Source organism: Faecalibacterium sp. DFI.5.82, from assembly GCF_029076575.1.
Lineage (GTDB): Bacteria > Bacillota > Clostridia > Oscillospirales > Ruminococcaceae > Faecalibacterium > Faecalibacterium duncaniae.
In genome coordinates this window covers 1-25991 of the sequence record NZ_JARFIS010000006.1, presented here as the reverse complement: position 1 = coordinate 25991, position 25991 = coordinate 1, and the positions used below count along the sequence as shown (strand labels likewise).

Genomic DNA, 25991 nt, shown 5'->3' with positions numbered 1-25991 from the left:
TTTATAGAGGAGGGAACTACATGGAAACACAATACTTCAAGGATTACAGCCCCGCACTGGGCCGGGAGATGGAATGCAAGGTCTACGGCCACGCAGGCCGCCCCATGCTCTTTATCCCCTGTCAGGATGGCCGTTTCTTCGACTTTGAGGACTTCCACATGGCCGGTACGCTGGCTCCGTGGATCGAATCCGGGCAGATCATGGTCATCTCCATCGACACCATCGATCAGGAGACCTGGTCCGACACCAACGGCGACCCCTACTGGCGGATCCGCCGCTATGAGCAGTGGATCCGCTACATCGTGGAGGAAGTTGTGCCCAAGATCCAGTATATCGCCAAGGAGCGCAACGGCTGGGACAGCCTCCCCGGCGTGATCGCCTTTGGCTGCAGCCTGGGCGCGACCCATGCCGTCAACCTCTACCTGCGGTTCCCCTATCTTTTCGATGGTTGTCTGGCCCTCAGCGGCATCTACACCGCAAAATACGGCTTTGGCGATTACATGGACGAGGTGGTCTACCAGAACTCCCCCGTGGACTATATGGCCAACTTCCCCACCGATCACCCCTATATGGATCTCTACCGCAGCAGGAAAGCGGTCATCTGCTGCGGTCAGGGTGCTTGGGAGCAGCCCGATACCACCCGGCAGCTCAAGCAGATCTTTGAGCAGAAAGGCATCCCTGTCTGGGTGGACCTGTGGGGCTATGATGTCAAGCACGACTGGGATTGGTGGTATCAGCAGGTCGTGTATTATATGCCTTATATTCTAGGATAAGGCGGCTCACCCTCTCAGTCAAAGCCTTGCGGCTTTGCCAGCTCTCCCAAAGGGCGAGCCTTTGGCAAAACCGTGAACTTTGCAGGGACTGCCAAGGCCTCCCACTTTGGGGGAGGTGGCATTGCGAAGCAATGACGGAGAGGGCGAGGACGTGAACAAGAAAGAGGAATCAAAAACAATGAGCAACTTTATCTTTATCTCCCCCAATTTCCCCACCAACTACTGGCAGTTCTGCCGGGAGCTGAAAAATAACGGCATGAATGTGCTGGGCATCGGTGACCAGCCCTATGATGAGCTGAGGCCGGAGCTGAAGGACAGTCTGAACGAATACTACAAGGTCGGCAGTCTGGAGAATTATGACGAGGTCTACCGGGCGGTGGCGTTCTTTGCCTTCAAGTATGGCCGCATCGACTGGCTGGAATCCAACAACGAGTACTGGCTGGAGCGGGATGCGGCCCTGCGCACGGACTTCAACATCAAGTCCGGCTTCCAGACCGAGGATATGCCCCGCATCAAGTACAAGAGCAAGATGAAAGAGTATTACCAGAAGGCCGGTATCGCCACCGCACGTTACCACATGGTGGACGACCTGGAAAGCTGCAGGAAGTTCATCAACGAGGTGGGCTATCCGGTGGTGGTCAAGCCGGACAACGGTGTGGGTGCCTCCGATACCCATAAGCTGTCCAGCGATGAGGAGCTGAAGCGCTTCCTGCTCTATAAGAGCACCTATCACCCCGACCTCTCCTACATCATGGAGGAGTTCGTCCACGCCGAGGTCAACAGCTACGATGCCATCATCGACGGCAGCGGCAACCCCATCTTTGAGGCGGGCAATGTCAGCCCGGTGTCCATCATGGACATCGTCAACGACAACGATAACTCCATCTACTATATCATCAAGGATCTGCCCGAGGATACCCGCGCCGCCGGACGTGCCGCCGTCAAGAGCTTTGGCGTGAAGAGCCGATTCGTCCACTTTGAGTTCTTCCGCATGACCGAGGATCAGGCCAGCATGGGCAAAAAGGGAAAGATCGTGGCACTGGAGGTCAATATGCGCCCCTGCGGCGGCTTTACCCCGGATATGATCAACTTTGCCCGCTCCACCAACGTGTACAAGATCTGGGCGGATATGATCGCCTTCGGCGGCACGGATATGCCGGTGGGCGAGCACTACTACTGCCCCTTTGCGGGCCGCCGCGATGGCAAGAACTTTGTGTATAGCCATGAGCAGATCATGCAGAAGTACCAGAAGAATATGCGGATGGTGGACCGCATCCCTGAGGCCCTGTCTGGTGCCATGGGCAACCAGATGTACGTTGCAACCTTCTCCACCCGCGAAGAGATGGAGCAGTTCTACTCCGATGTGCTGGCTGTGAACGACCCTGTCAACGCCAAGGTGCAGAAGGAACTGGCCGAGGTGCTGGCACTGGGCGAGCCCACCACCACCGCCCTCACCGAAAAGCCGAACCTCTCCCCCGTCGTGAAGCCCACCACAGCTGTGACCAAGACCCCCACCCGCGCCGTTACAAAGACAGCACGGAAGAGAAAGTGACCAGAAGCTAGAGAACAGCCCCGGGACAAGGAAGAAAACTCCATGTTCCGGGGTTTTATTGTCCCCTGCTTCAGAATGTGATATACTGTTCCCAAAGAAAGAGAACGAGGTATTGCTGTTATGAAAATTCCTGCAAATGGCTTCACCCACGCCGGCAAGTTCCATGCGGACGACGTATTTGCAACGGCGCTGCTGCAGATCATCCGGCCGGACATCAGGATCACCCGCGGCTTTGTGGTACCGGACGATTTCGACGGCATCGTGTATGATATCGGCTTTGGCATGTTCGATCACCATCAGGAGCCCCGAGAGTACCGCGCCAACGGCATCCCCTATGCGGCTTTCGGCCTGCTGTGGCGGGTGCTGGGCCCGGGGCTGGTGGGGGAGCGTCAGGCCCGGCTCATCGATGAAAACTTTATCCAGCCCCTTGATCTGAACGATAACACCGGCGAGCAGAACAGCCTGTGCGATGCCATTGGCTTCTTCAACCCGGTGTGGGATTCCAAGGAGGATCAGGACACCTGCTTCTTCAAGGCGGTGGCTGTGGCAAAGCAGATCCTGGAAAACCAGATCGAGAGCGCAAACGCCGTGAACCGCGCCGACGAGAAAGTGCAGCAGGCCTATAAGAATTCCCGGGACGGCATCGTGATCCTGCCCTGCTACCTGCCCTGGAAGAATGGCCTGTACAAGACCGATGCCCTCTTCGTCATCTACCCCAGCCAGCGCGGCGGGTGGAGTGCCCAGTGCGTGACCGACCACAAGACCAAAAAGCCGAGGCTGCCCTTCCCCCAGAGCTGGGCGGGCCAGCCGCAGGAGGTCATTGAGCAGAAGAGCGGCATCGAGGGCATCAGCTTCTGCCACGCCAGCCGCTTCCTCATCACCGCAAAGGACAAGGAGACGGCGCTGGCCGCCTGCCGTCAGGTGCTGAAAAACAACGGGAGACTGTGATATGAGCGGGGAAGCGGAGAAGACGGAGCGGGCCTATGTCTATATGGTGCGCTGCGCAGGCGGCCAGCTCTACACGGGCTGGACAAATGACCCGGCCAGCCGCCTGCACGCCCACAAGAGCGGGAAGGGGGCCAAGTGCACCCGTGCGCTGGGGGCACAGCGGTTCGCGTATCTGGAACGGTGCACAGACAAATCTGCCGCCCTGCGCCGGGAAGCAGCCCTGAAAAAGCTGACCAAAGCGCAGAAGGAAGCCCTGTGCGCCGAATGGGCTGAGAAGAACCTGCCCCGGCTCTCGCTGGCCACCCGGGCCGATGCGGCGGAGATCCTGGACATCTACAACTGGTATGTCCTGCACCACACGGCAACCTTTCAGGTAACGCCCTCTTCCCTGCCGGAGTATGAGAACTGGGTGGACAGCACCCGTGCGCTGATCCCTCTGCTGCTGGCCCGGGATGGGGACGGTAAGCTGCTGGGCTACGCCTGCGCCCACCGCTACCACCCCCGGGAGGCCTACGACTGGGCTGTGGAGAGCACCATCTACTGTGCCCCCGATGCCCGGGGCTTTGGTGTGGGGGATACCCTCTACCGCGCCCTGCTGGATATTCTGGACGGGATGGGTTACTGGAATGTCTACGCCCTTGTGGCAGACCCCAACCCCGCCAGTGAGCGTATCCATGCCCGCCTGGGCTTCACCTGCGTGGGCCGTGAGCCCCACACTGCCTATAAGTTCGGCTGGCTGGGCCTGTCCACCTGGTGGCTGCCCCTGCGCAGGGGCAATGAAAAGCCGGAGCCCACCCACCCGCTGACACAGGAACAGGTGGAGGAGATCCTGGGAAGATATCAAGCATAAAGGAAGCGTCCTTCGGGGCGCTTTTTTGCATTTCATATATACATTTTAACTGCATAAAATTTGAATATAAACAAATAATACTGCATAAACATACAAAGTGTAACAAATCCTGCCGCAAATGCGCGGCATGTTTGGCAGTTTTCAGCATTGACGGAAAAGTCGCGTGGCGTATAATAAAAGCATCAACCGCGAATCAAAGACAGAGGATGCGAAGGGAAAGTGCGCATCAGGGTACAAAAGTGTATTTTTATTAAAAGGAGCGCGTTTATTATGAAAAAGGAAAACATTAAAAAAGTCGTTCTGGCCTACTCCGGTGGTCTGGATACCTCCATCATCATTCCCTGGCTGAAGGAAAACTACAACAACTGTGAAGTCGTCGCCGTTTCCGGTGACGTGGGCCAGGGCACCGAGCTGGACGGCCTGGAGGAAAAGGCCAAGGCTACCGGCGCTTCCAAGCTGTACGTTCTGGATCTGAAGAAGGACTTTGTGGAGAACTACATCTTCCCCACCCTGAAGTTTGGTGCAAAGTACGAGGACTACCTGCTGGGCACCAGCTTTGCACGCCCCTGCATCGCCAAGGCTCTGGCCGATATCGCCATCAAGGAAGGCGCAGATGCCATCTGCCACGGCTGCACCGGCAAGGGCAACGATCAGGTGCGTTTTGAGCTGACCCTCAAGGCCCTGTGCCCCGATATGGCCATCATTGCTCCCTGGCGTGAGTGGGACATCAAGAGCCGTGACGAAGAGATCGACTACGCCGAGGCTCACCACATCCCCCTGAAGATCAACCGCGAGACCAACTACTCCAAGGACAAGAACCTGTGGCATCTGAGCCACGAGGGTCTGGATCTGGAGAGCCCCGCCAACGAGCCCCAGTACAACCACCCCGGTTTCCTGGAGCTGGGTGTCAGCCCTGAGCAGGCTCCCGACACCCCGACCTATGTGACCATCCACTTTGAAAAGGGCGTTCCCACTGCCGTTGACGGCAAGGAGATGGGCGCTGTGGAGCTGGTGGAGTACCTGAACAAGCTGGGCGGCGAGAACGGCATCGGCCTGCTGGATATCGTTGAGAACCGTCTGGTGGGCATGAAGAGCCGCGGCGTGTACGAGACCCCCGGCGGTGCCATCCTGTACAAGGCCATCAATGTTCTGGAGACCATCACCCTGGACAAGGAGAGCGCACACCTCAAGGAGCAGCTGGCACAGAAGTATGCCGACATCGTCTACAACGGCCAGTGGTTCACCCCGCTGCGTGAGGCTCTGGATGCTTTTGCCAACAGCCTGGCAAAGACCGTGACCGGTGACGTGAAGCTGAAGCTGTACAAGGGCAACATGATCAACGCTGGTGTCACCTCTCCGTTCACCCTGTACGATGAGCAGACCGCTTCCTTTGGTGAGGACGAGGATTACAACCAGGCAGATGCAGCAGGTTTCATCAACCTGTTCGGCCTGTCCATCAAGGAGCGTGCAAAGCTGTCCAAGAGCTGGCCGAAGATCGAGGACTAAGCGGCTGATCCACCGGGATCACACAAAGCCAACTTTCTCTCCGGTGTGTTTTCTACACTTTCACAACGGAGTTCCAAAACCGGCATAGTTGCCGGCGGCACCGCCGCAGGAGCGTTTTCCCCTGCGGCGGCTTTGCCGTTTCTAAAGGTATTCAACCCCACCGTCAATGCTTCGCATTGCCACCGCCCCTAGTAGGGGCGGCCCTGGCGTTGCGTGAGGATATGCGAGTTTTCCGTTATGCCAAGGGCCCCACTATTAGGGGGGCTGTCGAGCGTATGCGAGACTGAGGGGTTTGGTTGCGCAGAGCTTTAACATTTTGAGATAGAGGGACAATAACGATGGCAGAACAACTCTGGAAGGGCCGCTTCTCCAAGGCGGTCGATTCGCGCGTCAATGATTTCAACTCCTCCATCCGCTTTGACCAGCGGATGATCGCGCAGGATATGCGCGGCAGCGGGGTCCACGCCGCCATGCTGGCCAAGCAGGGCATCATCTCCGAAAAGGACTGCGAGGATATCCTCAGCGGGCTGGCCTCCATTGCCGACGATCTGGCAAGCGGTGCGCTGGAGATCGACCCCAACGCCGAGGATGTGCATACCTTCGTGGAGCAGACCCTGACCGCCCGCATCGGCGATGCAGGCAAGCGCCTGCACACCGGCCGCAGCCGCAACGATCAGGTGGCGCTGGATATCCGCCTGACCCTGCGGGACTACAGCCACACCCTGCAGGCTTACATCGTGGAGCTCATCAAGGTCATCTGCAGGAAGGCCGCGGAGAATATCACCGCTGTCATGCCCGGCTACACCCACCTGCAGCGCGCCCAGCCCATCACCTTTGGCCATGCGCTGATGGCCTACGCCTCCATGCTCCTGCGCGACCTGCAGCGCTTTGAGGATGCCACCGCCCGCATGGATGCCCAGTGCCCGCTGGGTTCCGGCGCTCTGGCCGGTACCACCTACCCGCTGGATCGTCAGTTCACCGCCGAAAAGCTGGGCTTTGCCGCACCCTGTGCCAACAGCCTGGACGGCGTTTCTGACCGTGACTTCTGCATCGAGCTGGCCAATGCCATCTCCATCTGCATGATGCATCTGTCCCGCCTTTCCGAGGAGATCATCCTCTGGTGCAGCTGGGAGTTCAAGTTCATCGAGCTGGACGATGCCTTTACCACAGGCTCCTCCATCATGCCCCAGAAGAAGAACCCCGATGTCACCGAGCTGATCCGCGGCAAGACAGGACGCGTCTATGGTGACCTGAACACCCTGCTGGTGATGATGAAGGGCATTCCGCTGGCCTACAACAAGGATATGCAGGAGGACAAGGAAGCCATCTTCGATGCGGTGGATACGCTGGAGCTGTGCCTCAAGACCGTCACCCCCATGCTGGATACCATGAAGACCCTGCCGGCCAACATGCGCCGCGCTGCCGCCAAGGGCTTTATCAACGCCACCGACTGCGCCGACTACCTGACCAAGAAGGGGATGCCCTTCCGGGATGCCTACAAGCTGACCGGCTGCATGGTCTCCGACTGCATCGCAAAGGATAAGACCCTGGAGGAACTGACCCTTGACGAATTCAAGGGCTACAGCGCCCTGTTCGAGAACGATATCTATGATGCCATCGACCTCATCAAGTGCTGTGAGGGCCGCACCAGCTACGGCGGCCCCAGCGAGGCAAGCGTCAATAACCAGATCCGGCTGGCCATGGACCAGCTGGCCGCATGGGAGGCGAACAACGCATGAGCGTAAAGGTCTTTATCGACGGCTCCACAGGCACCACGGGTCTGCGCATTGCCGACCGTCTGGCCGCCCGGCCCGAAATTGAACTGCTCTCCATCTCCGAGGAGGGCCGCAAGGACGTGAACGAGCGGGCAAAGGTCATCAATTCGGCTGACCTCGCCTTCCTTTGCCTGCCGGATGCCGCCTCCAGAGAGGTCATGCCCCTGCTCCGTCCGGATGTCAAGGTGCTGGATACTTCTACGGCTTTCCGCACGGATCCCAACTGGGTCTACGGCTTCCCGGAACTCAGGGGCCAGAAGGAAAAGATCAAAAACGCCTGCCGCGTGGCGGTGCCCGGCTGCTATGCCAGCGGGTTTATCAGCATCATGCGGCCTCTGGTGGAGCTGGGCCTTGCCGGAGCGGGTGATTTTTACAGCTGCACCGGTATTTCCGGCTATTCCGGCGGCGGCAAAAAGATGATCGCCGATTACGAAAGCCCCGACCGTCCGGCCCACAGCAAGCTGGATGCACCCAAGAGCTACGGTCTGAGCCTTGCCCATAAGCATCTGCCCGAGATGCAGAAGATCAGCGGGCTGGAAAACCCGCCCGCCTTTGTGCCTGTGGTCTGCGATTATTACAGCGGGATGCAGGTGCTGGTGCCCTTCCAGCCGGTCTGGGGCGGTGCCGAAAAGGTGGCCGCAGGGCTGGCGGAGTATTACAGGGATGCCGCCACCATCAAGGTGCACGCCCTGAACGAGCCGCTGCCCGAGAATGGCCTGTATTCCAACGCCATGGCCGGTACCGACCGCATGGAGCTGTACAGCACCGTGAACGCCGCCGGGGATCAGATGATGCTGGTCTCCCTGTTTGATAATCTTGGCAAGGGCTCGTCCGGCGCGGCAGTCCAGTGTATGAATCTGATGCTGGGTCTGGAAGAAACCAAAGGGTTGGAATAAAAACTCCCTTCGTCTGCTCACGGTGTTCGCATCCACCTCCCTCGAAGAGGGAGGCTTTTGCAGCTGACGGTTACGCAAAGGCTCCCTCCGTGAGGGAGCTGGCACGGCGAATGCCGTGACTGAGGGAGTATTTCTTTGTGGGAAAGGAAAATCGTTATGCAGTATAAGGAAGTTGCGGGCGGCATCTGTGCCCCCAAAGGCTTTGCAGCGGCTGGCGTGCATTGCGGCATCCGCGCAAACCATAATGAAAAATACGATCTGGCACTCATCAAGGCGGAGGTGCGCTGTGCCGCCGCCGGTGTCTACACCACCAATAAGGTCTGCGGTGCACCCATCAAGGTGGACCGTGCCCACCTGAAGGACGGCTATGCACAGGCCATTCTTGTGAACAGCGGCAACGCCAATACCTGCGCCGCCAACGGCGTGGCTCTGGCCGAGGAGTGCTGTGCGCTGGTGGGCGAGGCGCTGCACATCCCCGCCGAGGATGTGCTGCCCGCCTCCACCGGTGTCATCGGCCAGCCCATGGTCATTGACCCCTTTGCCCGGGGAATCCCTGCCGCCGCCGCAAAGCTGGCGGCCACTGCGCAGGGCAGCACCGATGCGGCCACGGCCATTATGACCACCGATACCCACAAAAAGGAGTACGCCATCCAGTTTGAGCTGGGCGGAAAGACCTGCACCGTGGGTGCCATTGGCAAGGGCAGCGGCATGATCGCCCCCAACATGGCCACCATGCTGGCCTTCTACACCACCGATGCCGCCGTTTCCCCCGCTCTGCTGGAAAAGGCCCTCAAGACCGTGGTGCCCGGCACCTACAACCAGATGAGCGTGGATCTGGATACCTCCACCAACGATACCCTGATCATTATGGCTTCCGGTCTGGCCGGAAACCCCGAGATCTGCGAAGAGAACGCCGACTACGATGCCTTTGTGGCGGCCCTGACCGCCATTGCTGAGCACATGTGCGCCGAGCACGCCGGTGACGGCGAGGGTGCCACCCACCTCATCACCTGCGAGGTGACCCACGCCCCCGACCTGAAAACGGCCCGTGCCGTCAGCCGCAGCGTGGTCTGCTCCAACCTGTTCAAGGCTGCTGTCTTTGGCCGCGATGCCAACTGGGGCCGCATCCTCTGCGCCATCGGCTACACCCCCGGCGATTTCTCCATCGACAAGGTCTGTGTCTGGCTGAGCAGTGCCGCAGGTGAGGTCTATGTCTGCGAGAACGCCGCCTACCACCCTTACAGCGAGGACGAGGCCGCCAAAGTTCTGGCGGAGCATGATATCCTTGTCAAGGTGGATATGGGTACCGGCGATGCCAACGCCAAGGCATGGGGCTGTGATCTGACTTATGATTATGTGAAGATCAACGGGGATTATAGAACTTAATGGAACTCCTCCAGTCGCCTGCGGCGACAGCCCCCTCACGGAGGGAGCCTGAAAGCCTCCCTCTTTGAGGGAGGTGGCATCGCGCAGCGATGACGGAAGGAGTTTGTCTGGTGGAAAATGAATGCCGGAGCAAGCGAGCTGGCGGCAAGGAGAGTATATGAAAAACGAAGAAATGGCCCTCCTGTTTTCGGAGGCGACCCCTTACATCCAGAAATACCATGGCAAGACCATGGTCATCAAATACGGCGGCAACGCCATGATCAACGAGACGCTGAAAAACGCCGTGATGAACGACCTTGTCACCCTGACCCTGCTGGGGGTGCGGGTGGTGCTGGTGCACGGCGGCGGCCCGGCCATCAACGAGATGCTGAAAAAAGTCGGCGTGGAGAGCCATTTCAACAACGGTCTGCGCGTGACCGATGACGCTGCCATGGAGATCGTTCAGCAGGTGCTGGCCGGCAAGGTGAACAAGGACCTTGTGGCAAAGCTGCGCGGCCGCGGCGTGGGCCTGTGCGGCATGGACGGCCAGATGCTCCGCTGCACCGAGCTGGACCCCGCGCTGGGCCATGTGGGCGAGATCATCCATGTGGACCCCACCCTGATCTCCACCCTGCTGGATGGCGGCTATATCCCTGTGATCGCAACGGTGGGCATGGACGATCTGGGCCAGGCCTATAATGTCAACGCCGACACCGCCGCCGCACAGATCGCCATTGCCCTCAAGGCCGAGAAGCTGGTTTCCATGACCGATATCGCCGGCCTGCTGCGGGATAAGGACGATGAGACCACCCTTATCCCCGAGGTGGAGGTCAGCGAGATCGAGGGCTACAAGGCTGCCGGCATCATTGCGGGCGGCATGATCCCCAAGATCGGCGGCATGGCCGATGCCATCTATCAGGGAGTCCACGAGGCGGTCATCATCGATGGCCGCGTGCCCCACTCCATCCTGCTGGAGCTGTTCTCCAACCGGGGCTCCGGCACCCGGTTCTACCGCCGCAGCCATCAGGAATAAGGCTTGCTGAAAATTATATCGGGCGATATAATAAAGATGAATAGGCTCCCCCTTTGGGGGCAACGACGACGACCGCCGCCAGTGGCGGATTGAGGGAGGAGTTGTTGGGGCAGTGGCCAGCAAGGTGCGAGTGCAATTGCACGAAGCAGCTGCTGGGAGCCACAACCTGGGCTGGCGAGCGAATGCGAGACTGAGAGGGCGAGGACGCTAACCAAGGAGGGTATATCTATGGATTCCGAAAAAGTCATCAAGCGGGACAACGAATATGTCCTGCACACCTATAACCGCAACCCCATTGCACTGGAAAAGGGCCACGGCCTGTATGCCGCCGGCCCCGAGGGCCAGAAGTATCTGGATTTCACCAGCGGCATCGGCGTGAACAGCCTGGGCTACTGCGACCTGACCTGGGCCGAGGCCGTCTCCGAGCAGGCCCACAAGCTGCAGCACACCTCCAACCTTTACTATACTGCCCCCTGCGGTAAGCTGGCCAAAAAGCTGTGCAAGCGCACCGGCATGAACAAGGTGTTCTTCGGAAATTCCGGTGCCGAGGCCAACGAGGGTGCCATCAAGGCCGCCCGCAAGTACAGCTTTGATCACTACGGCAAGGGCCGCGATGTTGTGATCACGCTGGTCAACAGCTTCCATGGCCGTACCATTGCCACCCTGACCGCCACCGGTCAGGAGGTGTTCCACAACTACTTTGGCCCCTTCAACGAGGGCTTTGTCTATACCACCGCCGGTGACATCGAGGGCCTCCGGGAACTGGTGGACCGCCATACCTGCGCCATTATGCTGGAGCTGATCCAGGGCGAGGGCGGCGTGATGGCGCTGGACCCTGAGTATGTGCAGGCTGTGCGCGCCCTCTGTGATGAAAAGGACCTTGTCCTCATCGTGGACGAGGTGCAGACCGGCGTGGGCCGCACCGGCACCTTCCTGTGCTGTGAGCACTACAACCTCAAGCCCGATATCGTCACGCTGGCCAAGGGCCTGGGCGGCGGCCTGCCCATCGGTGCCGTTCTGCTGAACGAAAAGACCGCCGAGGGCATGGGCCCCGGCAGCCACGGTTCCACCTTTGGCGGCAACCCGGTGGTCTGCGCCGGTGCCAATGTGGTGGTGGATCGGATGGATCAGAGCTTTCTGGCCAATGTCAGTGAGCGGGCCGTCCAGCTGCGTGCTGGTCTGGCCAAGCTGCCCATGGTCAAGAACCTTTCCGGCATTGGCCTGATGGTGGGCATCGAGTTCTTTGGCGGCATCCAGGCCGCGGATGTGCTGGCCGCCTGCCGCGAAAAGGGCCTGCTGGTGCTCACGGCCAAGAGCCGCCTGCGCCTGCTGCCCCCGCTGACCCTGACCGCCCACGATGTGGAAAAGGCTCTGGGCATCCTGAACGAGGTGCTGACCGAGATGGAGCAGAAGGCTCCAAAGGAGCAGGCATGAAACATCTGCTGAAAATGAGCGACCTCTCCCCCGCTGAGCTCCACCACATCCTTGATGTGGCGGAGGAGCTCAAGGCAGAGCAGAAGGCCGGGACGACCCCGGCGCTGCTCAAGGGCAGGAGCGTGGCGCTGATGTTCTCCAAAAATTCCACCCGCACCCGCACCAGCTTTGAGGTGGGTGTCTACCAGCTGGGCGGTCTGGGCAATTACATGAACGCCGCCACCGAGCTGCAGTCCGGCCGGGGCGAGCCCCTCAAGGATACCGCCCGGGTGCTGGGCCGCTACTACGACTGCGTGGTCTGGCGCACTTACCGCCAGTGCGATCTGGAAGAGTTTGCCGAGCTGGCCGGTGTGCCCGTGATCAACGGCCTGACCGACTACGCCCATCCCTGCCAGGTGCTGGCCGACCTGATGACCATCCGGGAGCGCCGGGGCACGCTGGAGGGCCAGAAGCTCTGCTTTATTGGCGATGGCTGCAGCATGGCAAACAGCCTCATCGTGGGCGGCCTGCTGGCAGGGATGCGTGTGACCTGCGTCTGCCCCGAGGGCTACCGCCCTGCCGCCGACGTGCTGATGTTCGCCCACAAGTATGGCGAAAAGTTTCACCTGCTCACCGACCCCGCCGAGGGTGTGAAGGATGCCGATGTGGTGGTGACCGCCGCATGGAATACGGCCCCCGGTACCCCCGAAAGTGAGCGCCGCCTGCGGGACTTTGCGGGCTTTCAGGTGACCAGCAGGCTGATGGAGGGGGCAAAGCCCGATGCCATGCTCCTCCACTGCCTGCCTGCGCACCGGGGCGAGGAGATCTCCACCGCTGCCTTTGAAGAGCACGCCGACGAGATCTTTGACGAGGCCGAGAACCGTCTCCATGTGCAGAAAGCCGTGCTGGCCATCCTGCTGGCCGGTCTGTAAAAAATGAGAAAGAGCCCCGGGGCTGCATGGGAACTGCAGCTCCGGGGCTCTTATTGTTTCTCTCAGGGTCTGCGGCTCAGGCCGGAGCCCTCATCAGACACCAGAGTAGGCGGAGAAGCCGCCGTCAATGGGCAGGCAGATACCGGTGATGAAGCCGGCAGCCTCGTTGTTCAGCAGGAACAGCAGGGCACCCACCAGGTCCTTTTCGCTGTCGCCGAAGCGGCCCATGGGGGTGGCAGCCAGGATCTTTTCGGTGCGGGCGGTGGGGGTGCCGTCCTCGTTGTAGAGGAGCCGTGCGTTCTGCTCGCTGGCAAAGAAGCCCGGGGCAATGGCGTTGACCCGGATGCCCACCTTGCTGAAGTGCACTGCCAGCCACTGGGTGAAGTTGGTGACAGCAGCCTTGGAGCCGGAGTAGGCCGGGATCTTGGTCAGGGGCAGGTAGGCGTTCATACTGGAGATGTTCATGATGTTGCAGCCGGGGCGGCCCACCATCTGCCGGGCAAAGGCCTGCGTGGGCAGCAGGGTGCCGATGAAGTTCAGGTTGAACACCATCTCCACGCCGCTCTCGTCCAGATCGAAGAAGGTCACGGTGTCATCGTCCAGATCCGCCATCTCGAAGAATTCCTTGTCGGTGTTGGCCCGGGGGTTGTTGCCGCCGGCACCGTTCACCAGAATGTCGCAGGGACCCAGATCCGCCATCACCTCCTCTGCCACCTGCAGGCAGTTGGCCTTGTTCATAACATTGCAGGTGTAGCCCTTGGCCACGCCGCCTTCTGCCTCGATCGCATTGGCCAGCTCCTTCAGCTTCTCCATGTTGCGGCCCAGCAGAGCCACTTTGGCTCCTGCCCGGGCCAGAGCCTTGGCGAAAATGGAACAAAGGGTGCCGCTGGCACCGGTGACCACGGCAACCTTGCCGGACAGGTCGGTGTTCAGAACATTCTTTTCCACGAGGATACTCCTTTTTTGATCAGATGGTTGTGGGGATACGGATGATTATTTTCAGGCGGACAAGGCATCAGACCTTGCCAGCGCCCTTGTCCAGAATCTTATTGAACTGGAGGAAGAAGGTGGTGGCGGTCACGGCAGCGGCGATGATGTCACTGACGGGCTCGGCAAGGAACACGCCGAACACGGGGTTCGCGACCACATGGGGCAGGATGAAGATGAGAGGGATGAGCAGGATGAGCTTGCGCAGGCAGGCCAGCAGCAGGCTGACCTTGGCCTGACCCAGCGCCATAAAGCTCTGCTGGCAGGCGATCTGGACACCGGTGGAGAAGATGCCCGCCATGTAGATGCGCATGGCCCAGGTGGTGTAATCGATCAGGGAGGCATCCGAGGTGAAGATGCCGGCCACTGCACCGGGAACCAGCATCATCAGCAGCCAGAAGATGGTGGTGTAGCTCAGGCAGAGGGTCAGCTGGAAGCGGAATGCCTGCTTGACGCGGTCTTTCTTGCCTGCGCCGAAGTTGAAGCTCATCACCGGCTGGCCGCCCTGGCAGATGCCCGAGATGGGCATGGTGCACAGCTGGGAGGCGCTGGTGATCACGGTCATGGCACCCACGGCCACGTCACCGCCGTAGCGGGCCAGGCTGGAGCTGAAGCTGATGGACAGCAGGCTCTCGGTGGAGAGCATGACGAAGGTGGAAATGCCCAGTGCCAGCACGGGCAGGATGATCTTCCCTTCCAGCTTCATGTCCTCTTTGCGGATCTTGAGGATGGTCTTGGGGCCGGTGAGGAAGCGGATGACCCAGATGGCACCCACTGCCTGGCTCAGCACGGTGGCAATGGCAGCACCCTTTACGCCCATGCCCAGCCCAAAGATGAGGATGGGGTCCAGCACGATGTTGATGACCGCGCCGATAACGGTGGTCAGCATACTGATCTTGGCAAAGCCCTGCGCAGTGATGAAGGTGTTCATGCCAAGCACGATCAGCACGCAGATGGTGCCCAGAATGTAGATGCGGCTGTAAGCCAGAGCGTAGGGCAGGGTGGTGTCACTGGCACCAAACAGCCGCAGCAGGGTGGGTGCGGCGGCGTAAAAGACGATGGTCAGGACGACCGAGAAGAGCAGCAGCATGGTAAAGCTGTTGCTGACGATCTTTTCTGCCTGCTTCTTGTCGCCCTGGCCCATGGCGATGGCGGTGCGGGGCGCGCCGCCGGAGCCGATGAGCATGGCAAAGGCGTTCAGGAGCATCAGGATGGGGGTAAACAGGCCCACGCCGGTCAGAGCCGCCGCGCCGATCCCCGAGATGTGGCCGATGTAGATGCGGTCCACGATGTTGTACAGCAGGTTGACCACCTGCGCCACAACGGCGGGGATCATCAGCTGGAGCAGGAGCTTTTTCACGTCACCCGTGCCCATATCCTGCTGTTTTTTCTGCGTTTGTGCCATGGAAAGTGTCTCCTTTGGTTTGAGCGAGACGGAGAGGGCTGCCCTCAGAACGTCAGGCCGAAGTTCATCTCGTAGTAGTTGCCTGCGGCATCACGGTAGGCGTAAGCCTTGCCGTTCTCGTCCTTCATGCTGTCGGGCATGTAGGCGTCCTTTGCAAAGCCGGGCACGTCGTTGGGGCTGATGCAGACACCGTCCGCGTTCACAGCCAGCACCTCGTCGCCCTTGGGCAGGGTCAGGGGCAGTTTGCCAACGGGAGCAAAGCGGCCGAACATCACATCCAGCGTTGCGGAGGGGTAGGTGTCAAAGCCGACGGTCAGAGCGTCAGAGACCTTCTCCACATTGCCGACCTCCCAGGCCAGCGGGCAGTTGATGTTGGAAACGACCTTGCCGCCGTGGGCGTGGACCGCAGCAGCGATACCGGCCAGACGGTTTGCGCCCACCAGAGTGGTCTCCTTGTGGGTCTCGGTGGTGGGCTTGCCGCTCTCATCCACGTTGCAGACCGTCTTGTCCTCGCAGATGTCCAGCTCCAGGTAGCCCGGGGTGGCGTTGAAGTATGCACCGGACTGGGGGCTGACCATCAGCAGGGCCACCTGGGCCTCATCGGGGGTGTCCACCAGAGTGACATTGCCCAGCATCTCGCGCAGGGCCTTGGTGGCGGCCTCACCGGCCTCGGCGCTCTTGCCAAAGGCCTCAGCGTAGACCTTGGTGCCGTCCTTCAGGGGCAGGGTGCCGTCGTTCTTCAGCAGGACAACGGACTCGCGGTGCACGCGGGAAGCTTCCTCCCAGTCGGCCTTGGTGGCAACGACCTCGGCGGCCTTTCTGGGGTCGGCGTAGGTGTCCTCGAACATGCCCTGACGGAACAGCTCGGTCAGGGTGCGGCTGACAGCGCGGTTCAGGCTGGCATCGGTCAGCACCAGATCTTCCTTCTTGAAACCGGCAGGCACCGCGTGAGTGTCGTAGTAGTCGTTGGTGCCGCGGGCGTAGCTCTCCTCGCCCAGCTCGTTGTCCAGCAGGCCGGAGATCAGATCCACGCCGCTCTGGGTGACAGCATAGCCGATGCGCTCGGGCTCGTCCAGCATGTCAACGCCCCAGCACATATTGTGAACAATGCCGGTGTCGGAGTTGATGTAGCCCTTGAAGCCCATCTGGCCGCGCAGCAGGCCGTCGATGAACACCTTGTTGTAGGCAAAGCCGTAGGGCTGGAGCTCGATGGGGTTGCCGTTGAAGTCCTCCTGCGGAGCGCTCTTCTCGGCGCTGGGCTTGGAGTAGTAGGGCATGATGGACTCGGCATTGTGGCGGATGGCTGCACGGAATGCCGGGATGTGGTACTTCTGCAGGGAGCCGGGGGTGGCGTAGATGTTCCACTGGCCTGCTGCATAGTGGGGGTCAAAGCCGTTCTCACGGGCACCGCCGCCGGGGAAGTGCTTCACGGTCATGGAAACACCCTCGGGGGTAACGCCGTTGCTGCCGCCCTGGATGCCGGGGATCAGGTGGTCGAAGATCTCCTCAATGAGCTCGGGGTCCTCGCCAAAGGTGCCGAAGGTGCGCTGCCAACGGGGGTCGGTGACGCAGTCGGCCATGTACATGTAGCCCTTCTTCAGGCCGCAGGCGTTCCACTCGCGGCGGATGGTGTCGGCGAACTTGTCGATGATGTCGATGCGTGCAGTGCCCTTGACGGCAGCAGCAATGCCCAGGGTGCCGGGATAGGTGGCAAACACGCCGGTGGCATCGTTCATGCCGAACACGACCTCGCCGTTCTCGTTGCGGCTGTTGGACATGACCTGCATGGGAACAAAGTGGTCACAGGTCTCGGTCAGGTACTGCAGCTGGTTCAGGTAATCTGCCAGATCCTCGGGCGTGGGGCTCTCGCGCAGGATGACGTGGCGGTTGAAGCTCTTCTTGACCATGTCAGAGGTGCTGGGCAGGGACTGGGAGCCGAAGATGCTGTCGGAGACGTTCACGGGTGCCTCGTCCAGCAGGCCGCTTTCGTCCGCCACGGGCTTGTGGCCGTTGGCTGCCAGACGGGGGGAAGGATACTTGGGGCCCATGCGCCAGTCGGAGGTGAAGATCTGGCCGATCTTCTCGCTGGTGGTCAGAACCTTGACATAGGCCTCGGCGCGCTCAGCCGGGGTCAAGCGCCAGTCGTTGACTGCGCTGACGGTGCCGGTGCCGTCGATGTCCTTGAAATACAGGCCGTCCTGCTCGATGACCTTGCGCTCCACGGTGCTGATGGTGGGGCCGTTGGGGTTCTGGTAGCGCTTTACACGCTCGGATGCTTTCACTGCCATAGTGTTTTCTCCTTTTCTTTTGAAAGCAGCGGCCCATGCCACAGAGCCGCAGATGCTATACCTATTATAATAGGCCGCCGCGCGGAACAACTAGAAAATTTTTTGGATATTTCCGCACTTTCCTTGTATTCTTTTTTTGCGTGCGGTTGGAATACAAGTCTATTTTGTGGAATGTGCTGTACTAGTATCTTGCAATCATGTGCAAAATGACGAACGCTGTTTTTTAAAACTGTTGATTTCGCCCAAGGAGAGTAAAATTGTCCTGTTTTACCTCAAAATTTTACTAACAGAAATTTGAGGGATAGTTCATAATGTATACATAAAAATCCCCCGGTTCGCGATGTGGCAGCCGCAGCCCACGGGGGACCGAATGAAAGGCCGGAGTGAGTGGCAGCACACCGGCCGCAGAATTGAAAGGAGAGCTTCTCTATGGCAAAGGTCAAACAGCCGCTTGAAGAAAACGGCATCCACAGAGCGAAAATGTGGGAGATCATGATGTACGCTCTGAACAACACCTCCACCAACACCTACATGCTGGTGGTCGGTTACATCAGCTACTTCCTGATCGGTATCGTCGGTCTGGCATCCGTGCTGGCCGGTTCTATTGTTACCATCATGCGTGTCTGGGACGGTGTCACCGACCCGTTCGTTGGTATGATGGTCGATAAGACCAACGGCAAGTTCGGCAAAAACCGTCCGTTCATTGTCATCGGTCAGATCATCATGTTCGTCACCACCTTCGTGATGTTCAACTTCATCCCCAAGATGGGCACTGGTGTCCGCTTTGTTGCGTTCATCATCATCTACATGATCTACATCCTGGGCTACACCTGCCAGTGCGTTGTCACCAAGTCTGCTCAGACCTGCCTGACCAACGATCCCAAGCAGCGCCCCATCTTCGCAATGTGCGATACCGTGTACAACATCATCCTGATGAACATTCTCTTCCCCATCATTGTCACCGATGTCCTGGTGCCCAAGTTCACCCTGACTGCCGAGGCCAACGCTGCCGAGATCGCTTCTCTGGTGGCACAGAACCCTGCTCTGGCAGGCATCGTGGAGAAGTCCGGCGGCAGCCTGTCCGCTTTCTACAACCCCGGCCTGTTCACCACCATGCAGCTGATGTTCGGCGGCCTGTCCGCTGTCTTTGCAGTCTGCGCCATCATCGCCCTGTGGCGTAAGGACAATCCGAAGTACTTCGGTCTGGGCACCACCCAGAAGGTCGGCATCAAGGATTACGTTGACACCCTGGCTCACAACCGTGCCATCCAGATGCTGGTGGTCTCCGCATCTACCGATAAGCTGTTCATGTCCACCAAGAGCAACGCTACCGTTATGATCTGCCTGTTCGGCATCATCTTCGGCAACTATGCCGCATACTCCAGCTACTCTCAGATCACCTCTATCCCCATCTGCCTGATCTCCATCCTGCTGATGAACAAGATCGCACGTCAGATGGGCCAGAAGGCATCCATGCTGGTGGGTACCTGGGGCGGCATCATCGGCTCCATCGCCATCACCCTGTTCCTGTTCTTCTTCAACCCCAAGGGCGATGCTTCCAAGTTCTCTCTGCCCGCATTCCGCCTGATCCGTCCTGACACCTGGGGCACCCTGTTCACCGGCTGGACCACCACCGCTTTGATCTTCGTGCTGCTGGTCATCGCATGGTCCGGCGTGCAGGCACTGTCCTCCTCCATCGTTATCACCATGACCGCTGACTGCGCCGACTACGAAGTCTACCGTACCGGTAAGTACGTTCCCGGCCTGATGGGCACCCTGTTCAGCTTCGTGGATAAGCTGGTCTCCTCTTTGGCTGCTACCGTTGTGGCTCTGTTCTACTCCATGGTCGGCTTCAAGGACGCTCTGCCCGACACTATGACTCCGTACTCTGACGGCATCTTCTGGGCAACCATCGGCTGCTTCGTCCTGCTGCCCATCGTTGGCTGGCTGTGCAACGTTGTTGCCATGCACTTCTATCCCCTGACCAAGGAGAAGATGGAAGAGATCCAGGCTGAGATCGGCCGCATCAAGGCTGAGGCTGCTGCAAAGCAGGCTTAATGCCAACCATCTCCCTGCGGAAATTTTGAATCCGGGACAGCGCCGCTGTCCTGCATCGTAACCGGAAATGTCCTGCGGCGGGCCATCCTCTGCCGCAGGACTTTCTGATACCCTGAGACCCGGAAGGAATACCACTATGGCAGAAGAAAACAAGCTGAACCAGACCCCTGAGATCACCCCGGCCCCCTCCGCTGAGGCCCCGGAAAAGGCCCCCACCACCGGCGAGCTGCTGGGCGATGTGGAGCACTACGACGAGGAAAAAGACGATTGGAGCACCGGCTATTACGGCACCGGCAGCCGCCAGCAGGTAACGGACGATGTGTTCCACAAGCTGGAGACCGGCGAAGAGTTCACCCGGGATGACTTTATCAAGGCGGAACTGGCGCTGCAGGATGCCAAGCTGGAAGCCGGCATCGATCTTGAAAAGGAGAAGAGCCCGGGCCTCATTGGTAAGTATCACGATTGGAAAAAGAACCGCGTAAGGCACAAGGTGAACAAAAAGAAGTACCTTCTGCTCTGCCTGTTTCTGGGCTGGTGCGGCGGCCACCGCTACTATGAAAAGCGGTATGCGCTGGCGGCCTTCTACACCCTGTTCTTCTGGAGCGTGGTGCCCTTCTTCCTCTGCGTGACCGACCTTCTCATTGCACTGCCCATGCAGGCCGATGAGAACGGCGACATCCTGATCTGACATCTTCCTCTATTCATTCATTTACCTCCTAGCGCCAGAAAGGGCCTGCGGCATTTGCCGTGGGCCCTTTCTGGCGTTTGCAGGCCCGTTCTCCGGCGCAGAACATAGTGGCAGCTAACTGGCGTTGTGCTATACTAGTATATCAATTGATTGTGCAATAAGCACAATAGAATTTTTCACATTAGTGAAACTTTTCCCATAATCGTAAAATTGACCTGTTTTACCTTAAAATATTACTAACAGATATATCAAAAAGCGTTCATAATATAGACATAAAGTTCCGGACGGGCTGGTACGCAGTGGCAGCTGTAAGCCCCATGGAGAAAACGGAGAATGTTCCTGTGTGAACAAAGGAGAGAATGAAATGGCAAAAACCAGAAGTCTGCCGGATAAGTTCTATGATAAGGACTATGAGCACAACGGCATCCACCGCGTTCCCCTGTGGCGTATCGCAGGCTACGCGCTGAACAACACCGCAACCAACGTTTATCTGATGATGATGAACTACGCCACCTACTACCTGATGGGCTGGGTCGGCGTTGGCATGATGGTCGCTTCTTCCCTGACCATGATGATGCGTATCTGGGACGGTGTCACTGACCCGTTCGTCGGCTTCATGGTCGATAAGACCAACAGCAAGTTCGGCAAGAACCGCCCGTTCATCGTGATCGGTCAGATCATCCTGTGCGTCACCAGCTACATCGCTTTCCATGTCACCCACAAGCTGCCTCAGGGCGTGCGCTTCCCCTTCTATGTGGTCGTCCTGATGGTCTACTACCTGGGCTACACCTGCCAGTGTGTTGTTACCAAGTCTGCACAGAGCTGCATGACCAATGACCCCAAGCAGCGCCCCATGTTCGCTTCCTTCGACGGCGTGTTCAACACCCTGCTGTTCGCCATTCTGGGCATCATCATCCCTCGTATTGCTGATGGCTACACCGATGTGGGCGGCTACGCTTCCACCCAGTTCATGCACACCCTGTGGCTGATGACCGCTATCATGTCCGCCTGCTTCACCGTGATCGCTGTGATCTCCATTACCCCCAAGGATCGTCCTGAATTCTTCGGCACCGGCAAGCCCATCAAGGTCGGTATCAAGGATTACTGGGATACCCTGAAGAACAACCGTGCCATTCAGATGCTGGTCCTGTCCGCATCTACCGATAAACTGGGCTCCTCTGCAAAGTCCAGCGCCGTCATGGTCGCCATGTTCGCCTGCATCGCTGGTTCCAACCTGCTGCAGAGTAACGTTACCGGTCTGGTCACCATCCCCAGCACCATCGTGTGCTTCCTGTTCATCAGCTTCTTTGCTACCCGACTGGGTCAGCGCAAGGCTATGCTGATCGGCTCTGTGGGTGGTCTGGTCATCAACGGCGCTCTGGCAGCCCTGTGGCTGCTGGGCGATCCCACCACCATGACCTCTAACCCCGCTACCGGTGCTCTGAACTGGGGCTACTTCCTGATCCTGTACCTCGTTCTGACCATCATCGCCGCTGGTTTCCAGGGCATTTCCGGCAACATCGTTATCCCCATGACCGCTGACTGCGCCGACTACGAAGTCTACCGTACCGGCAAGTACGTCCCCGGCCTGATGGGCACCCTGTTCAGCTTCGTGGATAAGCTGGTCTCCTCTTTCGCACCCATGGTCGCCGGTGTCATGTTCAGCATGTGCGGCTACACCGACCACAACCCCGTTATGGGTGACCCCGTTACCCCGGGCCTGCGCGGCGGCGTTGTCTTCTGCGCATACGGCATGATCATGATCGGCCTGGTCTGCAACCTGATCGCTATGAAGTTCTATCCCCTGACCAAGGAGAAGATGGAAGAGATCCAGGATGAGGTCGCTCAGATCAAGATGAAGACCATGGCTGAGAACGCCTAATTGGTACTTGCAATTTTCTGCGGAAACCTGTAAAATCAAATAGAAAAACCGCTCGCCCTTGCGGCGGGCGGTTTTCTGCTTTTGGAACAAAATTCAAACAAGAGGTACATCGTAAATGGAAGAAAAGACACAGTGGGGAAAGGACCCGGATCATGGGTTCATCTGGAACACCATCGACCACCTGTTATACTGGAGAGAACACCGTGAAAAGCACTGTGTCAGCCGCAAGAAGTATATGCGCCTGTGCATTCTGGGTGCGTTTGGTGCGCACCAGTTCTATGCCAAGCGCCCGGTGCTGGGCCTGCTGTATCTGGCAACCTTCTGGAGTGGTTTCTCTGCCGCTATGACCATCGTGGACTTCATCATTGCCGTGCCCATGAAACCGGACGAGAACGGCAACATCTGGCTGTAAAAAGCTCTCTGGCGGCCTGCTGGGCCGGAAAGGAAAACACCCTATGGATAATGTCATGCAGTTTCTGTTCAACACCAACCACGAGCAGCCCAGCATCCTGGTCTGGGTCCTGCTGATCGTGATCGCGGTCGTGATTCCCAATTACGTCAGATATCGGATGGAGCAGAAGCGCTCCAATGATTCTGTTCCCACCCAGAACCCTGCCCGTTCTGCCCCGCGCAAGAAGAAGCGCAGCAAGAAGCGCTGAGCCACAGGCTGAGATAGCGCGGCAAAGATGCTTTGATATTTCATGATCTCCCATAACCGAAAGGGCCCTGCAGCAAATGCCGCAGGGCCCTTTTGGTTTGCCAGCGTGTGTGGAGCTGGGGAAACAAAAACCGCCCCGGCAGGGCTGCTTTGTGCAGTGCCGGGGCGGTTCGTTTGTTTTTTGGTGTTCAGATGCGGGAAGTACTTACTTCTTGATCTTGATCAGCTGTGCGTTCAGGCTCTCGATAAAGCCGTCGGGCATGTTGATCATCTTAGCCATAGCCTCAGGGGTCATGCGCTTCATCATATCCCACATGCCAACGCCGGGCTTGACGTCAAAGTTGGTGGCCAGCTTGACAGCCCTGGTAGCGAGAGCCAGAGCCTCTTCGTTCTTGGAGAGATCTTCCATGCTGTCCTTGATGCTGTAATAGCCCTCGGGGAACTCCATCGGAGCCTTCAGATCCAGGCTGCCGACCTGCTTGAACCAGTTGGCAACGCCCTCCTGACGCTCGTTGAACTCAGGCAGAGTGTAGCAATCAGGCTCCTTCTCGACCTTTTCCAGCGTGATGGAATCCTTCACGTCACCGGCAACGGCCAGGATGGTGTTGAAGCCCTCTTCCAGAGCAACATTGAACTTGAACACGCGGTGTGCAGTCTGCTGGCCGACTTCCTTGCCGTTGACGTACAGCACAACGTTGTCCTGGTTGGAGTAGACCTTGATCTCGGTGGTCTCGCCTGCGCGCTGTGCATGGCGGCGGCCGGCGATGTGGACCATGGGCAGCTTGGACCAGTATGCCTGGTAGACAAAGTAGCTGTCCTTCTTGGTCTTGCGGTCAATGGTCATCAGGCCCTTGTTGTTGCGGCCTGCAACGCCGCCCTCGTGGCGGGCAGCACAGCCAAAGTCGAACATGTTCCAGCAGTGGGTAGCCCACACCCAGGGACGATCCTCGAACACCTGAGCCAGATGCTCGTGGTACAGTGCCTGATACTCCTCGGTGTAGTCCTTGCACTGGGGATCGTTGCTGTGCCAGTTGATGATGCCCTCGGTGCCGTACTCGGAGATGCCGATGCAGATGTCGGGGTGCTCGGCGTGGAACTTGTCCAGCCAGGGGCCGTTCTGCTCCATCTTGCCGCCGTACCAGCCGAAGTAGTGGTTGTAGCTCTCTACATCGGTAATGTGATGCATGGGGCCGTCAACAGGGGTGTTGGAGACGTGGGCAATGGTGGTGAGACGGGTGGGATCCAGCTCACGCACCAGCTTCTGCAGGTCGTGGTGGTTGTCCACCAGCTCCTGGCAGATGCCGCCGATCAGGATCTCGTTGGACAGGCCCCAGAACATGATGGAGGGGTGGTTGTAGTTCTGGATGATCAGTTCGGTCATCTGGTGACGGCAGTTCTGGTGAGCGGAGGGGTCCTTCTTAAAGACGCTGATGAAGGGGATCTCAGCCCAGACGGCGAAGCCCAGCTCGTCACATGCGTCGTAGAAGTCCTGGCTGTGCTGATAGTGGGCCAGACGGATGGTGTTGGCACCCAGCTCCTTGATGAGCATGGCATCCTCGTAGTGATCCTCAGCGGTCAGGGCGTTGCCCTTGTACAGACGATCCTGATGGCGAGCCACGCCGCGCAGCGGGGTGGGCACGCCGTTGATGGAGAAGCCGTCGTTCGGGGTCACAGTATAGCTGCGGACACCCACGTTGGCGTAGATCTCATCAAAGGTCTCGTTGTTCTTCTGCAGGCGGGCGGTCACGGTGTACAGGTTGGGCTCGTCCATGCTCCACAGCTGGGCATCGGGAACGTACAGGGTGACCTTGGTGCTGTCGCAGGGGCGCACGCCGGAAGCAACTTCGTTGCCGTAGCAGTCCTCGATGCTGTACATCACGGTATAGGCCTCTTCGCCGTTGGTGACCCAGCTCTCGATCTCAAAGGTGGCACCGCCGTCCTCGGTGGGCTTGGGGGTGACCTTGATGCCGGGGCCGCCGAAGTAGTCCAGGTCAAAGTGGGTGCCGGGCACGCTGATCAGGTTCACACCGCGGTACAGGCCGCCGTAGAAGGTGAAGTCGGCGGAAGCGGGGTACATGGAGGGGGTGTCCTCGTTGGAGACCTCGATGGTCAGCTCGTTGTCGCCCTCGTGGCACAGGTCGGTGACATCGGCACGGAAGATGGAGAAGCCGCCCTCGTGGGTGGTTGCCACCTGGCCGTTGACCTTCACGGTTGCGGCCAGAGCAGCTGCCAGCACCTCAACGTAGGTGCGGCCGCCAGCCAGAGGCTGCTTGGGCTGGGTAAAGGTGCGGGTGTAGACACCGGTGGTGCGCAGATAGCTGCCGTTGCCGTCCATGCCGTCCACAGCGTTCCAGGTGTGGGGCAGGGTGACCTGCTCGGTGGGACGCTCGCCCTTGGGGAAGGACAGGGTCCAGTTTTCGTTCAAGGAAATGATCTCTCTCATCGATACTGCTCCTTCTGGTTTTCTTCTTTGTTTCGGCGGCCTGCATGGCAGAAGAAATGCCGGAAACAGGCCGATTGTTGATTTTAGTATAGCACATCAGAGGGGGGCAGAGTTTGTACAATCTTTTGGCAAAATAGTAATATTTTGTGAAAATTCAGGCGATGATTCCACGATTTTACAATCTTGCCCTTGGAAATGACAGTACAGCATGGAAAAGGCTCCCCGGAGCAGAGAAGAAAAGGAGGGTGCCCACCCCACAGAGGGTGGCAGCGGCTTCCACTTATCCCAGACCAGAAGGCCTCTTTGGCGCTGTGGGCTCCTCCGGCAGAAAGTGTTGACGGAACGGCGGCTTTTTGCTATAATTATATAGCTATGAATATGGAGATGTATCGAAGTGGTCGTAACGAGAACGACTCGAAATCCAACTGGCTTTTTGGAAGTGGATTTCCGGTTTTGCTAGGTTTCATGCGGTTTTTCCGACTTCGAGAGTGAACGATTTTCGGTCGTTCTCTCCTGAAATTCTCTCCAAAGTTTTCCCA

The 25991-nt window shown here is 58.8% G+C and carries 20 protein-coding genes; 16 read left to right on the top strand and 4 right to left on the bottom strand.

Annotation, left to right across the window (positions count from 1 at the left end; translation table 11 throughout):
- Positions 1-20: 20 nt before the first annotated feature.
- The 11 genes from P0G09_RS08785 (at position 21) to argF (ending at position 13043) form a co-directional block, all read left to right on the top strand.
- A complete protein-coding gene (locus tag P0G09_RS08785) occupies positions 21-773 on the top strand; it encodes an alpha/beta hydrolase-fold protein (protein WP_097773053.1) in 753 nt (250 codons plus the stop codon).
- Between the two features lie 178 nt (positions 774-951).
- Complete coding sequence (locus P0G09_RS08780) at positions 952-2325, top strand: carbamoylphosphate synthase large subunit (protein ID WP_275252473.1); 1374 nt, start codon at positions 952-954, stop codon at positions 2323-2325.
- A gap of 120 nt (positions 2326-2445) precedes the next feature.
- Positions 2446-3273: an MYG1 family protein gene (locus P0G09_RS08775; RefSeq protein ID WP_275252472.1), complete on the top strand. Its 828-nt coding sequence runs from the start codon at positions 2446-2448 to the stop codon at positions 3271-3273.
- A gap of 1 nt (position 3274) precedes the next feature.
- Complete coding sequence (locus P0G09_RS08770; RefSeq protein WP_275252471.1) at positions 3275-4123, top strand: GNAT family N-acetyltransferase; 849 nt, start codon at positions 3275-3277, stop codon at positions 4121-4123.
- Between the two features lie 270 nt (positions 4124-4393).
- Positions 4394-5629, top strand: a complete 1236-nt coding sequence (locus P0G09_RS08765; RefSeq protein WP_005928879.1) for an argininosuccinate synthase — start codon at positions 4394-4396, stop codon at positions 5627-5629.
- A 338-nt stretch (positions 5630-5967) separates the two neighbouring features.
- Positions 5968-7368, top strand: a complete 1401-nt coding sequence (gene argH, locus P0G09_RS08760) for an argininosuccinate lyase (protein WP_275252470.1) — start codon at positions 5968-5970, stop codon at positions 7366-7368.
- The gene (gene argC / locus P0G09_RS08755; protein ID WP_275252469.1) at positions 7365-8300 is read left to right on the top strand and encodes an N-acetyl-gamma-glutamyl-phosphate reductase; all 936 of its coding nucleotides are present in this window, start codon (positions 7365-7367) and stop codon (positions 8298-8300) included. Before argH ends, argC begins: the two co-directional genes overlap by 4 nt.
- A gap of 156 nt (positions 8301-8456) precedes the next feature.
- Complete coding sequence (gene argJ / locus P0G09_RS08750; protein WP_275252468.1) at positions 8457-9686, top strand: bifunctional glutamate N-acetyltransferase/amino-acid acetyltransferase ArgJ; 1230 nt, start codon at positions 8457-8459, stop codon at positions 9684-9686.
- 157 nt (positions 9687-9843) lie between these two features.
- A complete protein-coding gene (argB, locus tag P0G09_RS08745) occupies positions 9844-10698 on the top strand; it encodes an acetylglutamate kinase (RefSeq protein WP_035393210.1) in 855 nt (284 codons plus the stop codon).
- Between the two features lie 228 nt (positions 10699-10926).
- Positions 10927-12132: an acetylornithine/succinylornithine family transaminase gene (locus P0G09_RS08740; protein ID WP_275252467.1), complete on the top strand. Its 1206-nt coding sequence runs from the start codon at positions 10927-10929 to the stop codon at positions 12130-12132.
- Entirely contained in the window at positions 12129-13043 is a 915-nt protein-coding gene (argF, locus tag P0G09_RS08735; RefSeq protein ID WP_275252466.1) for an ornithine carbamoyltransferase, read from the top strand. The genes P0G09_RS08740 and argF overlap by 4 nt, the downstream gene beginning before the upstream one ends.
- Before the next feature lie 93 nt (positions 13044-13136).
- Here argF and P0G09_RS08730 read toward each other — a convergent pair whose 3' ends face one another.
- From P0G09_RS08730 to P0G09_RS08720, 3 genes are all read right to left on the bottom strand, one after another.
- On the bottom strand, positions 13137-13991 hold the full coding sequence (locus tag P0G09_RS08730; RefSeq protein WP_005928852.1) for an SDR family oxidoreductase: 855 nt from the start codon (positions 13989-13991) through the stop codon (positions 13137-13139).
- A gap of 67 nt (positions 13992-14058) precedes the next feature.
- Positions 14059-15435 (bottom strand): MATE family efflux transporter, encoded by a 1377-nt coding sequence (locus P0G09_RS08725; RefSeq protein WP_275252465.1) that lies wholly within the window; start codon positions 15433-15435, stop codon positions 14059-14061.
- A 44-nt stretch (positions 15436-15479) separates the two neighbouring features.
- The gene (locus P0G09_RS08720; RefSeq protein ID WP_156066716.1) at positions 15480-17723 is read right to left on the bottom strand and encodes a glycoside hydrolase family 3 N-terminal domain-containing protein; all 2244 of its coding nucleotides are present in this window, start codon (positions 17721-17723) and stop codon (positions 15480-15482) included.
- Between the two features lie 429 nt (positions 17724-18152).
- Between P0G09_RS08720 and P0G09_RS08715 the strand changes: the two genes are divergently transcribed.
- The 5 genes from P0G09_RS08715 to P0G09_RS08695 all read left to right on the top strand — a co-directional run bounded on the left by P0G09_RS08715 (position 18153) and on the right by P0G09_RS08695 (position 23010).
- Complete coding sequence (locus P0G09_RS08715; protein WP_275252464.1) at positions 18153-19781, top strand: MFS transporter; 1629 nt, start codon at positions 18153-18155, stop codon at positions 19779-19781.
- Between the two features lie 136 nt (positions 19782-19917).
- On the top strand, positions 19918-20469 hold the full coding sequence (locus P0G09_RS08710; protein WP_097773044.1) for a TM2 domain-containing protein: 552 nt from the start codon (positions 19918-19920) through the stop codon (positions 20467-20469).
- A 364-nt stretch (positions 20470-20833) separates the two neighbouring features.
- Positions 20834-22351: an MFS transporter gene (locus P0G09_RS08705; protein WP_275252463.1), complete on the top strand. Its 1518-nt coding sequence runs from the start codon at positions 20834-20836 to the stop codon at positions 22349-22351.
- A 115-nt stretch (positions 22352-22466) separates the two neighbouring features.
- Complete coding sequence (locus P0G09_RS08700; RefSeq protein ID WP_097773042.1) at positions 22467-22763, top strand: TM2 domain-containing protein; 297 nt, start codon at positions 22467-22469, stop codon at positions 22761-22763.
- A 43-nt stretch (positions 22764-22806) separates the two neighbouring features.
- Positions 22807-23010 (top strand): hypothetical protein, encoded by a 204-nt coding sequence (locus P0G09_RS08695; protein ID WP_005928830.1) that lies wholly within the window; start codon positions 22807-22809, stop codon positions 23008-23010.
- Positions 23011-23214: 204 nt separating this feature from the next.
- Here P0G09_RS08695 and P0G09_RS08690 read toward each other — a convergent pair whose 3' ends face one another.
- Positions 23215-25452 (bottom strand): glycoside hydrolase family 2 TIM barrel-domain containing protein, encoded by a 2238-nt coding sequence (locus P0G09_RS08690; RefSeq protein ID WP_275252462.1) that lies wholly within the window; start codon positions 25450-25452, stop codon positions 23215-23217.
- Between the last annotated feature and the right edge of the window lie 539 nt (positions 25453-25991).